At 36.3% G+C, this 14,845-nt stretch carries 12 protein-coding genes and 1 pseudogene; 1 reads left to right on the top strand and 12 read right to left on the bottom strand.

Annotated elements, in window-relative coordinates; translation table 11 throughout:
• Positions 1-1,158: 1,158 nt before the first annotated feature.
• From opuFB to QUF91_RS10335, 3 genes are all read right to left on the bottom strand, one after another.
• Positions 1,159-2,673: an osmoprotectant update ABC transporter permease/substrate-binding subunit OpuFB gene (gene opuFB / locus QUF91_RS10345; protein WP_289417714.1), complete on the bottom strand. Its 1,515-nt coding sequence runs from the start codon at positions 2,671-2,673 to the stop codon at positions 1,159-1,161.
• Positions 2,666-3,634: an ABC transporter ATP-binding protein gene (locus QUF91_RS10340; RefSeq protein ID WP_289417713.1), complete on the bottom strand. Its 969-nt coding sequence runs from the start codon at positions 3,632-3,634 to the stop codon at positions 2,666-2,668. The genes opuFB and QUF91_RS10340 overlap by 8 nt, the downstream gene beginning before the upstream one ends.
• 74 nt (positions 3,635-3,708) lie before the next feature.
• Positions 3,709-3,846 carry a hypothetical protein gene (locus QUF91_RS10335; protein WP_289417712.1) on the bottom strand — a complete coding sequence of 46 codons (138 nt, stop codon included), beginning with the start codon at positions 3,844-3,846 and terminating at the stop codon, positions 3,709-3,711.
• Between the two features lie 808 nt (positions 3,847-4,654).
• Here QUF91_RS10335 and QUF91_RS10330 point away from each other — a divergent pair.
• Entirely contained in the window at positions 4,655-5,332 is a 678-nt protein-coding gene (locus QUF91_RS10330) for a glucosaminidase domain-containing protein (RefSeq protein WP_289417711.1), read from the top strand.
• Positions 5,333-5,507: 175 nt separating this feature from the next.
• Here the strand turns inward: QUF91_RS10330 and QUF91_RS10325 are convergent, their stop codons facing one another.
• The 9 genes and pseudogenes from QUF91_RS10325 to QUF91_RS10290 all read right to left on the bottom strand — a co-directional run bounded on the left by QUF91_RS10325 (position 5,508) and on the right by QUF91_RS10290 (position 14,681).
• A complete protein-coding gene (locus QUF91_RS10325) occupies positions 5,508-7,460 on the bottom strand; it encodes a S9 family peptidase (RefSeq protein WP_289417710.1) in 1,953 nt (650 codons plus the stop codon).
• Between the two features lie 193 nt (positions 7,461-7,653).
• Positions 7,654-7,829, bottom strand: a pseudogene (locus QUF91_RS28290) (transposase); the annotation flags it as partial.
• A 394-nt stretch (positions 7,830-8,223) separates the two neighbouring features.
• A complete protein-coding gene (locus QUF91_RS10320) occupies positions 8,224-9,036 on the bottom strand; it encodes a C40 family peptidase (protein ID WP_289417709.1) in 813 nt (270 codons plus the stop codon).
• Complete coding sequence (locus QUF91_RS10315; protein ID WP_289417708.1) at positions 9,033-9,818, bottom strand: serine hydrolase; 786 nt, start codon at positions 9,816-9,818, stop codon at positions 9,033-9,035. The genes QUF91_RS10320 and QUF91_RS10315 overlap by 4 nt, the downstream gene beginning before the upstream one ends.
• A gap of 7 nt (positions 9,819-9,825) precedes the next feature.
• Entirely contained in the window at positions 9,826-10,758 is a 933-nt protein-coding gene (locus tag QUF91_RS10310) for a S66 peptidase family protein (protein WP_289417707.1), read from the bottom strand.
• On the bottom strand, positions 10,755-11,702 hold the full coding sequence (locus QUF91_RS10305; protein ID WP_285398773.1) for an ATP-binding cassette domain-containing protein: 948 nt from the start codon (positions 11,700-11,702) through the stop codon (positions 10,755-10,757). The genes QUF91_RS10310 and QUF91_RS10305 overlap by 4 nt, the downstream gene beginning before the upstream one ends.
• Positions 11,692-12,747, bottom strand: coding sequence for an ABC transporter ATP-binding protein (locus tag QUF91_RS10300; protein ID WP_285398771.1), 1,056 nt, complete (start codon positions 12,745-12,747; stop codon positions 11,692-11,694). Before QUF91_RS10300 ends, QUF91_RS10305 begins: the two co-directional genes overlap by 11 nt.
• A gap of 15 nt (positions 12,748-12,762) precedes the next feature.
• A complete protein-coding gene (locus tag QUF91_RS10295; RefSeq protein WP_285398769.1) occupies positions 12,763-13,737 on the bottom strand; it encodes an ABC transporter permease in 975 nt (324 codons plus the stop codon).
• Positions 13,737-14,681: an ABC transporter permease gene (locus QUF91_RS10290; RefSeq protein ID WP_285398767.1), complete on the bottom strand. Its 945-nt coding sequence runs from the start codon at positions 14,679-14,681 to the stop codon at positions 13,737-13,739. Before QUF91_RS10290 ends, QUF91_RS10295 begins: the two co-directional genes overlap by 1 nt.
• Positions 14,682-14,845 lie beyond the last annotated feature (164 nt).

The following is a 14,845-nucleotide window of genomic DNA, read 5'->3' as shown; positions in this document are numbered from 1 at the left end:
CAGTTGGAACATAAATCACCCCCACGTTATGGTGATGAATCTATTATTTGAGCTGATACCCATTTTAATCCACATTTATCACCAAAACAACTTGCATTGGAAGAAATTATACTATTGAAGCAATGACAATCCAAATATTGTTTTTTTAATAATTCAATCTAATATTTCAAATTCCATTAATTTGCATATTCAGTCTTTTTTAAGTTGTTTTCTTCGAATAATAATTATGAATGTACTAAAAAAAGTATATATCTCTTAACTTTCAGAAAATAAGTATAATATACCCAAGAACATAGTCGCATGTAAAATGATGTATTCTATCAATTACACCTCGGCGTTATTAACGTTGTGGCTTCACTTTCCCACAGATACATTGTTACAGATAAGACAATGTTAGACTAACTTTCTGCACTGAGATAATACGTATAGTAACGTATCCTACTATTTTCATACTTTTTCGATAAAGTCTACTGGCTCGCTCTAGTGTTTCCTTCTGTGACACTAATACGCAAGGAGCTACCGAGTTTCCAGTTAACTTGCATATAAAGCATACGTTTTAACAAATGTCGTCTACAACTTTAAGCAACAAACCAAAACTTAGCAATTTTTAAATATTTTCTCTATAATTGTTATCAACAAGTAAGTTAATACAATGAGGTAAACATGAAAAAAAGTCGTAATAACATATTCAAAATACTTTTATTACCGTTAATAGTGGCTTTGTTGACTACTTTAAGTATTCAATTCATCGAGGAAAACTCCGATTCCGCATTAATCAGGTTTACAATGTTCGAAAATCTCATGTTTTTTGTGCTGCCTTTTTTAGCAATCTATTTATTCATAATTATTTTCGTAGTACCTATTGATCTCTATTTGATTAAACAACTACAAAATAAAATAACTTATTTCATTCTCTTTAACCTAATTGGTTTAGCTCTGGTTAGTTGTATTAATATATGGATATTAGGCAATTATGGATTGAATTCTTTGTTTTTAATCTTCCCGTTTGTTTCCTTGCTTTCGACTATTGAATGGAATTCCGATACAAAAAGCGTTTAAATCCGTTACATTCGCTCAAAAGAAGTTCTCTAAGAAAAAAAGTAGCTAGATAAAAGATCACCATTTCTTTTCTAGCTACTTGTTTCTATGATTTTAGTTTTACAGCAGTCCTGCCTTTATTAAATATTCACGTGCCACATCCGCTACATTTTTACCTTCTACATTGACTTGATAATTCATTTCACGCATCTCATCATCTGTAATTTGATTTGCCAGTTTATTTAAGGCTGTTTCGATCTCAGGATATTTGTCTAGCGTCTCTTTTCTTAGTAAAGGTGCCCCTTGATAAGGTGGAAATAATTGCTGATCATCCGTCAAAACTTGCAAATTGTATTGACGTATCTCACTATCTGTTGAGTAAGCATCTAATAAATCGATATTTCCTGTTTGGATAGCTTGATATCTAAGCTTTGGCTCCATTGTTGTTATATTAGAAAATGTCATGCCATAACGTTTTTGAATGCCCAAATAACCATCTTCTCGATCATTAAATTCCAATGTGAAGCCGGCTTTTATCGTTTCTTGAATAGGCTTAAGGTCAGAAATTGATTGCAAATGATAGGTTTCGGCCATTTCCTTTGACACAGCCAGTGCATACGTATTGTTATATTTCATCGGACTTAACATTACCATGTCAAATTTGTTCATCATTCCTTCTTTTGCCTGATTATAAACATCCTCCTGATTATTATTGATAGCTTCCTCTTTTAAAAACTCTGAAATAGCTGTCCCCGTAAATTCTGGATAAATATCGATACTGCCAGATTTTAGCGCATTAAATACAAAGGAAGTTTTACCTAGTCCAGGTTTTAATTGCACCTTTAAGTCTGTTTCATCCTCAATAAGCAATTTATACATATTGATAAGAATTTCAGGCTCAGAGCCAAGCTTGCTTGCAATGACAATTTCTTCTTGCTCTTTGAAGTTTAGTAGTGGCAGGATCATCATTATTAATGCCACAACGCTAATAGCGCTCAATGCTGTAATCGTTTTTCTAAACGAAAGTGATTCTAGCTTTTTTAGCAAAAAGTCGAATACTAATGCTAAAATCGCCGCAGGAACAGCTCCTAAAATAATAAGTGATGGATTATTTCGGTCAATACCAAGCAAAATGATATCTCCTAATCCCCCCGCTCCGATTAATGCTGCCAAAGTTGCCGTTCCAACGATTAATACCATAGCTGTTCTAATCCCTGCCATGATAACAGGCATTGCAAGTGGCAATTCTACCTTTATTAATCGCTTTCGTGAATTCATCCCCATGGCCATTGCCGCCTCTTTTAATGATGGATCCACTTCGTTTATTCCCGTAAATGTATTACGTAAAATCGGAAGAAGAGCATAAACAACTAGGGCAATAATTGCAGGTACTTTTCCGATGCCAAACAGAGGAATTAATAAACCTAATAGCGCTAATGAAGGAATTGTTTGTAAAACAGCACTAATCCCAATAATACTTTCCGCTATTTTCTTTTTATTTGTTAAATAGATTCCTAGAGGTATAGCTATTACCACTGCAAAAAATAGCGCAATAAAGGAAATTTGAATATGCTCTAATAACGATGCCCATAGTTGGCCTTTTCGTTCGCTAAACACTTCAAAGAAATTAGTCATTTTCATTACCTCTTTCTAAGGAATCATGCTGTGCTAAATACTGAAGCATCGATGCTCTTGTGATTACGCCAATTATTTTTCCGTTATCTTCCACACCTAAACACTCATATTGAGCTAATTTTTGAAGAATCGTATGTAAAGATTCTTTAGAAGAGATGGTGTTCTCTATATTTCTTTGATCATCTTTATCAGCAATTGGTTCGATTACAGCTTGGAGATGGAAAATATTCATTCCATACTCTTTTACACCAATAAATTCACGAACAAAATCATTCACAGGATTTTGTATGATTTCATGAGGAGTACCAATCTGTACAATCTCTCCATCCTTCATTACACAAATTCGATCGCCTAATTTTAAGGCCTCTTGCATATCATGCGAAACGAAGACAATCGTTTTTTGTATTGTTCGCTGAAGCTCCAGAAGATCATCTTGTAATTTTGTGCGACTAATCGGATCTAATGCACTAAAAGGCTCATCCATTAAAATGATTTCGGGATCAGCTGCTAACGCACGAATAACACCAACTCTTTGTTGTTGGCCACCAGAAAGCTCTTTTGGCTTGCGTTGACTATATTTATCTGGTTCAAGTCCAACCATATCCAATAACTCATGGACTCGTTGCTGGACTTGCGGTTTACTCCATTTCTTTAATTCAGGAACTACTGCTATATTTTCTTCAATCGTCATATGGGGGAAAAGTGCAATTTGTTGTAGTACATAGCCGATATTCCAACGTAATTCATGTATGTTATAATCACTAATTCTTTTGCCGTTAATTCGAATGGTTCCTTCCGTTAAATGAATTAATCGATTAATCATCTTTAATAATGTTGTTTTTCCACAGCCACTAGGTCCGATAAGAACAAAAAATTCTCCCTTATTGATTTCCAAATTAATAGCTTTCACTGCGACTTGGTCATTTACATATTTTTTTGTGACATTTTCAAATGTTATCATTGTATAAGCTCCTTTTGTAATGCTTCTCAATAATCACATACTCTGTAAGTAATCTTAAAATATTAATTCGATATTCAGGTGTGTTGATCAACCCTTTTTATACATTCGAAGAGCTGATTTCCGCTACGGGCTACTCGCTTTGTCGCTGACGCTTCGTTAGCACTACGCTTTCGCACAGATAAAACAGTATTGCTGTCACTACGCTTTCGCATAGAAAACATTCGCTCCGTGCAGGGTCTCGTCTGTCTCGCTTTCCCGCGGGAGTCGAATAGCCCTACGCTACAATCAGTTAAAATGGAAATATATATGCAAAATAGTATTAAAATAATCCATTTACCGCTCAATAATAAACCTACTTTTTTCCTAATCAACACGCCTGTTCGATATTTTAACTAAGAGCAATTTTATCTTTTTCATTTCATATACGTTCAGCATTAAAGGCCTTTAAATAGCATCTTTTCAAAGAGACATCATTTTATTCTATATAATTCACGAATTAAAGTCATTTCAAACTTTTTTCTACATCCAATGTTAGGGTTGGGTTATAAATGTGAAGGATTCTCTAATGTTCTGGCAACTGCTGCTTGCTGACTTTTCAATACCAGATATTCCCCAAAATAAAAACAGTTTTGATTCGCGTACTGAAAAGAAAATCGTATAAGTAACATGAAAATACTATTTTATAAGAAAATAATAGCTTTTTAAAAGTTTATAATACCATTTTTTACTTTTCTAAGTAACTAATGTATGATTCTTGTCATTTCAAAAACTTGCTGGTAAATAAGGAACTAAATGAGTTATTTTTCGTTCTATGAATTATGTATACTATAATAAAAACATGACTTTATTTCTATTGATGACTCTGCAATAATTAGAAATATATTAACATTGAATAGAAAGGAGAGAGAGATGTTGTAATCTACCAACATCAATGAAACGATGAAATACTTAATAAATTTCTTTAAAGGTCTTATAATTGCAATTATTGTTATCTGTATTTCGTTTTTTATGGTGACACAGGTGTTCAATACTAATGAAACCACAGAGCCTGTAGTTGTCGAAACTACTCCTAGTGTTGAAGAGTTTATTGGCTCCATTGCAGAAATTGCTCGGAAACTTGGTGCTGAAAATGACTTGTATGCTTCAGTTATCATTGCGCAAGCCGTTTTAGAAAGTGAGCACGGACAAAGTGGCCTCGGATCTGCTCCAAATAACAATTTATTTGGTATGAAAGGTAGTTACCAAAATAACTCAGTAAAGTTGGAAACATCCGAGGATGATGGTTCTGGTAATATGACAACGGTAATGGCTGATTTCCGCAAGTATCCTTCCTACGAGGCATCCATAGAAGATTATGTTAAATTAATGCTTAATGGGGTTTCCTGGAACGAGGATTTCTATGCAGGCGTTTTTATAAGCAATACGAAGTCCTACACAGATGCTACGAAGTTTTTAACAGGCTCCTATGCAACTGATTCACGATACAATGAAAAGCTAAATGCTCTAATTGCAAAGTATGACTTGCAACAATATGACAGCCCTGTCAAAGACAAAAAAACAATTACCGTGACTGATGGTGACTCTCTTATGCATATTGCAGAGGCTCATAATGTTAAAGTTACGTCCATTAAACAATGGAATCAGCTTCGATCTGATACACTTGAAGCAGGTCAACAATTAAATATTTATCAATATTAACGAAAAACCTCCAAGCTTAATAGGATTTATCCTAGTAGCATGGAGGTTTTAGTATTATTAATAGAACCTTTCTTTCACGAAACTAATGCTTCTAATAAAAACTCCTCATATACAAGGATAGGCTTAATAAGAAAAAAGCTTCCATTTGTATCCTGTTCGGATATCCATTTATTAATCATAAAACCTTAAAATCTTTCATACTTTCTCCAAGAATATAATGTGAAAACCACATCAAATTCTGCTTCATAATAGCCACATTAATTCCTGGCTGGTCAGAACTATATGCCATTCCTTTAAATATTATTAATTCTGTATCAACTTCCATATCCCTTAATCCTTGATATAGCTCATATGCATTTGGAGTTGGAACTCTTGCATCCTTTTCGCCATGTTGGATTAAAGTAGGCGTACAGGCTGATTTAATATATGTCATTGGTGATGTTTTGCTATAGATCTCTGGATCATTCCATGGAGTATTTCCTAAATACATCCTAATAAAGTAAGGGATATCTGTATTTACATAATGGCTACTCCAATTAGTAATTCCCCCTCCAACTGAAACTGCTTTAAATCTACTACTAAATGTAGAGCAAAAAGCTGATATATAGCCACCGTTGCTCCATCCCATAACCCCTACTCTATCTTTATCTGCCATCCCTTTGTCAACTAGTTTATCCACTCCAGATATAACATCCTCGTAGTTAGCAATTCCCAGTTTTCTATAGTTTGCTTTTAAAAATTCATTACCATATCCCGAACTTCCCCTGTAGTTTGGTTCTAAAACGATAAAACCTTTTTCGATAAACTGTTCAATAGGATATTTCTCATTAAAACAGTCTGAAAATATTGGAAAGGACGCCCAAGCCGGACCACCATGAATTACTACTAATAAAGGATATTTTTTATTGGCGTCAAAGTCTACTGGGGTTGATAAAACTCCCTCTATTTCAAGTCCATCACTACTTTTCCATGAGATTATTTCCCTGTTACTTTTAATCTTTCCTTTGAAAAAGTTATTTTCATTTGTTATTTTTTTATCGTCTAAATAGATTTCAAAGGTTTCATTTGTAATTGCTTTATTATAGGCTAAATGATTTCCGTTCCTTGTTATAGAAGCATCCATTATAAAACTATTTATTGTTTCGCTTAACATTTCCACAGTGCCATCCTCACATAGCAACCCAATAAGATAATTCGTTTTATGCTGCCATCTAATTAAAATTCCTTTAGCTGTCCACCGTAATGGAATCACCGTGCTATCAAAATCTTTTAAAGGTTGAATTCGCCCTCCAGTATTAATATCATAGATCTCTAGTGTATTGTCTTGTATATGGGTCTGATAGTAATCCTTCCCCCTGATACTTGCTGAGTAACATATTTTGCTGCCTTCAGGAGAAAAGCAAACGCTCCCTCCCAACAACTTATCTATATTCAACTTTTTCAGCTCTCCAGCTTTAATATCTAATATGTATAGATCTCCATTAATAGTATCTCCCATATTTGGGCTTGGTGTAGCCATTAATACAACCCTTTTCCCATCATCTGAAATATCAAATTCATGGACATGAAAATCCTTACCATCAGTTAGCTGATAAACAACACTATCGTGTTCATCATTATCATTTTGAACCACTCTTTCAATGTAATATAAACTATTATTCTGGTATTCCTTGCCTATATGATGGAAATCTCCATATAGTTCCTTACGTTTCTTTATCGTCTCAGATTCTTTTGACTGTGCAACATAATAAAAACCCTTGCCAGCAGGCTCCCATTTGAATTGACTGACCCCTTCTTTCTCATCAGTAATTTGAACCCCTTTATAACCATCTATTGACTTCACAAAGAGCTGATTTTTCTTATTAACTGGGCTAAGGTATGCGATAGCTCGAGAATCTGGAGACCATAACGGGTATGTGCTATCTAAATCTCCTGTTGTTAATGGGTAGCACTGCCCCTTATCTTTTTCATATATCCATACATGATTCCTATATTTATTGTTTTTCCAGTTAGCAGTCTTTTTGACAAATGCAACGTTTTTGCCATCATCACTTATATTTGTACCTGATAAAATTGGTATTGAAATAATTTCTTCTATACTTAGATATGTTTTTTCATTCATTTCCATAAGCACACCCCTCGTTTCTTTCATCATAGATTGAAAATGATCTTTACTAAATTTCTATAAAATGGACGAAAATCCCTTCTCCTACTAACTAGCCGTATAACGAAAAGACAACCATTTTTACTGAGTGTCTTAATGAAAGTTTATTTATTTCAAAAATAGGCTCTTCAGCAAAACATGTGCTTGACTAAAAGCCTTATTCAATCCATTCTGCATTGCACTCGAGTAAAATCGTTTCCTTATAGTGTTGCGGGTTACGCGTGAAAAAGTGACGACGTTGTAGGGCTTTAATGAGTTTATTTTTCCCTTCAACTTCCGCATTGGTGAAACGTAATTGATGGTAATTACGATTTCATCTTGCCAATTATGCATTTAAGATTAAAATTATCAATTAAAGTCTGGCAATCTTTTATCGTTTTGATTGTAGGATTGTGAATTTAAATCATGTAGATCCTCCTTTCATTTTTTGAGTGTTTAACCATTTGACTTAGTTGTTCATATACATCACACCAGGTTTTTTTAAAACCAAAAAAGACGCCTCTGTTAGTAAACAGAAGCATCTCGCTCAACATACGTATTCACTCAATGTGTAAAAATCAAAGAGTGGTAGAATAGATATATGACAGGTGAAAATTAGCTTCTTGTTTATTTATTATGAGATTAGCTTTACTAATAAATAAACAATTGCTCATATTCTTCACCCTCCGTTCATTCAAATATAGTGGGTAAACATAAAATCATTTTTTTGTAAATCTAATTAAAACTTTTAAAATAGAGTCCCTACCGCGGTTATTGTTGTTGCCAAATCTTTTCGATATTGCTGATGCTGGTCGTCTAGACTATTAATAGTAACCTCATTCCCGCCAAGCGAAGAATGTACATAAAGGTTATCCCCTATATATAAAGCAATATGTCCTGGGAAGTATAGTAAGTCTCCCTTTTGTATGAGCTCTAGTGATATTTCTTTGATAGGAAAACCTTCAACAATTTTGGCATCGCGATAAATATATACCCCATTTAGCATATATGCCATTGAACAAAGGCCTGAGCAATCAATACCTAGCGGCGATTTCCCTCCCCAACGATAGGGTGTTGCTAAATAGCTAAGCGCTGTTCGGACAACATTTTCTCGTAATTGGTGCTCGGATAAGCTGTTTTCTGGTATTTTTTCTTGTAACCATTGCCTACGTACATAGCCGATCTCACCTGACACTAATTGCACAGTTGCCCATTCTGGATCTAGCTCTTCAACAGCAGAAGAACAGATGAGTGAGCCTTTAACGAGCGTCATCATTTTCACACTTTGAATTTGAGGCAACTGCAAAACATCGGCGAAGCTTTGGTTAATAAAATGGTTTGCTTCTTGTAGCCAAGTATCCGTTTTTATTTCATCAACTATTAGGTTATCCTTCTGGCAATAGCCTTCATAGCGATAAACTGTTTGTACACGTACCCAGCTCTCATCAATTTCTGCCATGATTTGAACCGTCATTCCGTATAGTATCTCATCCACTAATGCTGAGGCTTCATCTGGCTTTGCATGTAAATTTGCAATCATTGACGTCACAATGGCATTCATTTTATCATCCCCTCCCGCTTCACCAAATAATCATAAGCAACCTTGGAAATACGACCAATTAGCTGCCTTGCATAATCATTATTCGTAACCTCTGTTACGAAAACACCAATGAGATAATCCCCAGAGCTACTGTACACAATCCCAACATCATGATCTACCGTCTCAAGACCACCTGTTTTATGTGCAAGTTTCACATCATCTACTAAATAACGCTTTAATGATTCGTGTACACGTTGACGGCTTAAAATATTTAGCGTAAGCTCACTAAATGCTGGTGATAACAGGTTTCTGCGATAAATCCGCGAAAATAGCTGTGCCATATCACGTGCTGATGTAGTATTATCAATGCCTTTTGCAAGCCTTTCAAAATCCATCATCTTGCGTTGGATTGTTGTATGCGGAAGCCCAATTTCACGAAAATATTGATTGAGTCCACTTATTCCTAGAAAATCGATGAGTACATTAGTTGCTGTATTATCACTCGTAATAATCATCCATACTAAAAGCTCATAGATGGTGCTTTGCTCTAGGCGCTGCTCACTAATAACACTAAATTCAACCCATTCTTCTGGTGCTATCTTAATCACTTGCTCTAAGGATATATTGTTACTTTCTACATAATTTAGAACAGCTATGAGTATAGGCACCTTAATTAAGCTAGCACTGGAAAATATGCCGTCTAGCTTTTCACTGATAATAAAATGCTCAGTTTTACAATCTTTCACAAACATTTGCACTTTAAAGGGCGTTTCTTGTAGCATCTGTTTGATTGCCTGCTTCATATTTCACCTACTCTATCACTTTTATCATCTGATTCTCCGTATCCATTGTGATCGTTCGACCTAATGGCAGTGACATCGTCGGTAAACAGTGACCGCAAGTAATATCCATGAGGATAGGTTTATTGAGTGGTACTAATATTTCTTGAAAAATTGTTTGCAGTGAGTGGCTATTCTCTGGACGCTCGGGATTTTCAGGACCACAATTTGTCCAAGCTCCTAATAATATACCTGCCACCTCATCTAGTTTGCCTGCTAATTTTAGCTGAGTAAGCATCCGATCAACGCGTTGCTCATTCTCGTCTACATCCTCTAAAAACAATATTTTTCCCTTTGTATCAATTTCATAAGGTGTCCCAAGAGATGCTGTCACTAGCGTTAAGTTCCCACCAATAAGCTGCCCTCTTGCTTTTCCAGCGCTAAGAGTTGTCATTGAGTGCTCAGGAATATTTTCAAGACGGTAGTCACTGCGGTCTGTTGCTGTCACAGTTTGGATAAAGGAATTCCATGTATAATAATCCATCTCCGGCTGAATAAATTCTGTAGAAGGCATAGGTGTATGATAGGTAACAAAGCCACATTTTTGGTTAAAGGCGATATGTAGAGCCGTCACATCGCTATAGCCAGCAAATACTTTTGGGGTTGCCTTGATCATATCGAAGTCAAGAAGCGGTAAAATTTTCGTTGCTCCGTAACCTCCACGTATGCAGAAGATGCCGTCAATATTTGAGTCCCTAAACATTTCATTCACTTCAGAGGCACGTAGTTCATCAGAGCCCGCTAAGTAGCCATGCCTTGCTCGACAAGTTTCCCCTGCAACAACTTTAAAACCTAGCTTTTCAATACTTTTAATAGCAGGCAAAAATTTTTCAGGTGGGGTTGCACCCGAAGCACTTATAAGACCAATTGTGTCACCTTTTTTCAATGCCTTTGGACGAATCATTTGCTTACCTCCATTTTTAGTGAAGTTCGGTATCTTTCCAATTCCTCTTCATTGGCCAATACAAAATGACCTTCGTCTATTTCGATAAATGACGGTGGCTGAATGTCATAACGGTGCTGTGACGGATCATAGATTTCTACGACTTTATCACGCTCCTTATAAGGATTCGGTTCAGGTACTGCCGATAATAATGCCCTTGTATATGGATGAAGGGGATTAGAAAACAGTTTTTCCGTCTCTGCAAGCTCGACAATTTTACCTTTATAAATAACAGCAGTTCGGTCAGTAATAAAACGGACTACAGATAAGTCATGTGCAATGAATAAATAGGTTAAATCATTTCGCTCTTGTAGGTTTGCTAATAAATTTAATACTTGCGCACGAATGGAAACATCTAATGCAGAAATCGGTTCATCCGCAATAATAAACTCTGGTTCCATTACTAACGCTCGTGCAATGCCGATACGCTGTCGCTGTCCTCCTGAAAATTCATGCGGGAAACGACTAGAAAACTCCGGTAATAAGCCTACATTTAATAAAGCATTACGTACCTTCTGTTGACGATCCGCCTCGTTTTTGAAATTTTTTGTATTGATAAGCCCCTCAGAAATAATATAGTCAACCTTGGCACGTTCATTTAGAGATGCCATAGGATCTTGAAAAATCATTTGGATTTTCTGTGTAATTTCTCGATCCCACGCTTTCGAGATTTTGCCATTTACTTTCTTACCGTGATACAGTATTTGTCCTTCAGTCACTTCATTGATTCGCATTATAGCTCGACCAATCGTTGTTTTTCCTGACCCTGATTCACCGACTAAGCCGAATGTTTCACCTTTGAAAATATCAAAGCTGACATCATCAATCGCTATAAATTTATTTTTACCTTTACCAAAAACAACTTTTAAATTTTTCACCTCGACTAACACTTCTTTATGACTCATGCGCGTATCGTCTCCCTTCTTCGAAAAATGCTTGCAACGCTTCAGGAGGCTCTACTTTAGGAGCGAGTGGATCTAATAGCCATGTACGAGCAAAATGTGTGTCACTCACCTGAAAAAATGGCGGACGTTCCACAAAATCAATCTTTAACGCATATTGATTGCGAGGTGCAAAAGCATCTCCTTTAATCTCTTGAAAAAGATTTGGTGGAGTACCCTTAATAGAATAAAGCTGCTCCCCTTTTGAACCTAGTTGCGGTAATGAAGAAATGAGTGCCCATGTATAGGGATGCTTGCCATTAAAGAAAATTTCATGCGTCTTCCCTATTTCGATGACATCACCTGCATACATGACTGCAATACGGTCAGCAACCTTCGCTACAACGCCTAAATCATGCGTGATATAAACGGTTGTTAGTCCATATTTTTCTTGAAGATTTTTTAAAAGCTGCAAAATTTGTGCTTGGATTGTTACGTCTAATGCAGTTGTTGGTTCATCACAAATTAAGATCTTAGGCTTACATGCTAGCGCAATGGCTATTACAATTCGTTGACGCATGCCGCCTGAAAATTCGTGAGGATATTGTTTATAACGCTTTTCCACATCGTGAATACCAACATCTTTTAACAATTTCAACGTTTCTTCGAATGCTGCTTTGCCCTTTAAATTCTGATGTAAAATAACACATTCCTCAATTTGCTTGCCAATCGTTTTAAGTGGATTTAATGATGTCATTGGATCCTGTGTCACCATGGCCACTTCTTTTCCACGAATACTTAACCACTCCTGCTCGGTTTTAAACTGTGCTAAATCCCGGTCATTGTAGATGATTTCCCCCTGATCAATGTAGCCATTTTTATCAAGTAAGCCCATGATTGATTTCATCAGCACTGATTTTCCTGAGCCAGATTCACCAACGATTGCAAGACTTTCACCTTTGTACAAATCAAGGGAAATATTACGAATGGCTGTTAGCACTCTGCCACGAAGTGTAAATTTAATGACTAGGTTATGAATAGTTAAAATACGTGTTTGAGTTTGTGTCACTTCCAACATCCCCCTTTAAACGTGATTTTTCGGATCTGCTGCATCTGCAAATGAGTTTCCTATAATATAAAATGCAATCGTAATGACACTTAATACAATACTTGGAAAAATGAGCTGATATCGTAAATCTGGAGACATCATTAATACGCGTCCTTCATTGATTAAATTTCCTAAAGACGGTTCACTAATCGGCAGTCCTAAGCCGATGTAAGTTAAAAATACTTCAGAGCCAATAGCAAACGGTATGGCCAGACTCATTCGTAACATAATGACCGAAATAAGATAGGGTAATAGATTTTTTAAAATAATGCGATAATCAGGTGTTCCTAAACATTTTGAGGCTAAGTTATATTCACGATCACGTAAAATTACAATTTGATTGCGTATAAACCTTGCCATTTCTACCCAGCCGGTAATACACATGGCAATAATGATAGTCGAAATACTTGGTCGCAAAATATAGGACATTAAAATAAGTACGATAGTCGTCGGTATGTTATCAACGACGTTGTAAAGCTGCGTGATAGGTAACTCTAATTTCCGGGAAAAGCCCCAAAGCGTACCGATCGTAATACCGACGATAGCCTCTACTAAAGCAACGACACAGCCAATAAATAACGAGGTCCTTGTCCCTGCCCAAATACGGGACCATAAATCCTGCCCAATGGAATTTGTCCCAAACCAAAACTCAGCGTTTGGAGCAATATTACGTGCTTGGAGACCTGTCTGCTCATCGATGTAAATTTCAGTAGGTGATTTTTGCCCTGGTAAATAAGGTTGTAAAATGGTAAAGGTTACGATAATAAGCACGCCAACTAATAAAAAGACAGCGATGCGATTTTTCAAAAAGGATTTCCATGTGGAACGCCAATAGGAGTAATTAGAATAGGCTGTTTCTTCAGCTTGACGTTCATCTACTTCCGCAAATTCGAACAAAGTTTCACGTGATTTGTTTGAAATATTGTTAATTTCTTCTGAATACATCCCCATTAACGTACACTCTCCCCTTTCCCCAATTTAATCCGTGGATCAACAAGGGCCATTGCTATATCACCTAAAATGAGTCCGATAATTCCAAGTGAAGAGAACACAAGCACTAAGCCTTGCACAATCGTATTATCCTGGCGCTGGATAGCATCTACGAGTAAGCCCCCCATCCCAGGAATGGAATATAAGGATTCAATGTAGATGGAACCTGTAATGGTAAAAAGAATAGTTGCGGGTAAATATTGTGCCATCGGAATAAAAGCGTTTCGTAGTACATGTTTAAACATTAATGTACGCTCTTTAACGCCTTTTGCTCGTGCTAGCTTAATATAATCTTTGTTTAGTTCATCCACCATGTAACGCCGCATCCACATGGCATAGGAGGCAGTCGGTGCTAACGCCATTGAAGTTAGTGGTAAAATCCAAGTAATGGGATTATACTCATCAAAAAGCATTGGTAAATGAAAAATTTCTGTAATGTACATTTGAATGACTAAATAGTAAACGGCAGCTGGCACTGCAACAACAACGACTATATAGCCGGTTCCTAAGCGGTCCAGCCAGCGTCCCTTCATCTGGGCCATCATTATTCCGAGCGGAACCCCAATTAAAAGAGATAGTGCAACCGCACCTAGACCAAATAGCAAGGAATACATAATCTTATCTGCAATAATCGTGACAACTGGTACATCTGTCCGATATGTAACGGATTTACCTAAATCACCTTGAAACAGATTAGCGTAAAAATTCCCCAATTGTACAAGCAACGGATCACGTAAACCTAAATTCGTTAAATAGATCTCTTGTTGTGCAGGTGACATTTTATCCGCTGCTGCCCCTAAATAACCTTCTTCTGGCATTAAACGTAATAAAGAAAAAACAATCGTGATAATAATAAAAAGTGTTAAAATTGATTGTAATAACCGTTTTCCTATATACCACAGCATCAAATCATCCCTCCTTTTTCAGAAAGACTAAAGGAGATGCCGACTATTCTATTTCGGTATCTCCTTTATAATTACTTACCGCTTTATCTTGAATGTAGCAATGATCAATGTTTTTTCAGCGTTAACTACCCGAAAGCCCGATTGGTAATCATTGAGGGAAGCGA

Origin of the sequence: Lysinibacillus sp. G4S2, from assembly GCF_030348505.1 — a bacterium.
Lineage (GTDB): Bacteria > Bacillota > Bacilli > Bacillales_A > Planococcaceae > Lysinibacillus.
The sequence above is the reverse complement of the archived record's forward strand: the minus strand, read 5'-3'. Positions and strand labels throughout refer to the sequence as shown.

Coding starts and splice junctions, on each gene's coding strand:
- QUF91_RS10305 (WP_285398773.1), bottom strand. CDS start 11,702: ATGAGTCATAAAGAAGTGTTAGTCGAGGTGAAAAATTTAAAAGTTGTT.
- QUF91_RS10295 (WP_285398769.1), bottom strand. CDS start 13,737: ATGGGGATGTATTCAGAAGAAATTAACAATATTTCAAACAAATCACGT.
- QUF91_RS10310 (WP_289417707.1), bottom strand. CDS start 10,758: ATGATTCGTCCAAAGGCATTGAAAAAAGGTGACACAATTGGTCTTATA.
- QUF91_RS10315 (WP_289417708.1), bottom strand. CDS start 9,818: ATGAAGCAGGCAATCAAACAGATGCTACAAGAAACGCCCTTTAAAGTG.
- QUF91_RS10335 (WP_289417712.1), bottom strand. CDS start 3,846: ATGCGAAAGCGTAGTGACAGCAATACTGTTTTATCTGTGCGAAAGCGT.
- opuFB (WP_289417714.1), bottom strand. CDS start 2,673: ATGACTAATTTCTTTGAAGTGTTTAGCGAACGAAAAGGCCAACTATGG.
- QUF91_RS10325 (WP_289417710.1), bottom strand. CDS start 7,460: ATGGAAATGAATGAAAAAACATATCTAAGTATAGAAGAAATTATTTCA.
- QUF91_RS10320 (WP_289417709.1), bottom strand. CDS start 9,036: ATGAATGCCATTGTGACGTCAATGATTGCAAATTTACATGCAAAGCCA.
- QUF91_RS10290 (WP_285398767.1), bottom strand. CDS start 14,681: ATGCTGTGGTATATAGGAAAACGGTTATTACAATCAATTTTAACACTT.
- QUF91_RS10340 (WP_289417713.1), bottom strand. CDS start 3,634: ATGATAACATTTGAAAATGTCACAAAAAAATATGTAAATGACCAAGTC.